1 protein-coding gene is annotated in these 251 nt (G+C 60.6%); it reads right to left on the bottom strand.

The features are described from left to right. On the bottom strand, window positions 1–251 hold a 251-nt coding region (locus tag AC6UDB_RS07175; protein WP_500709579.1), incomplete at both ends, for a M16 family metallopeptidase.

Below are 251 nucleotides of genomic sequence, written 5' to 3' on the forward strand. Positions count from 1 at the left end.
GGTCATGAGGGCGGAGTATTGGCCGCCAGCCAGTTTGCTGCTGCCTTCGAACAACAAATGTTCAAGGGCATGCGAAAGGCCGGTATGGCCTTCGGGCTCGTAGCTGGAACCCACGTGATACCAAAGCTGCACGCTGACCAGAGGTGCGCGGTGGTCTTCACGCAGACAGACGCGCAGGCCATTGGCGAGGGTAAAAGCACTTACCCGGCTAGCCGGTGTGGGCGGGGAGGGGTGTTCGGTCATGGTTGAAG

This window comes from Fructilactobacillus sp. X3R2C1 (assembly GCF_059901235.1).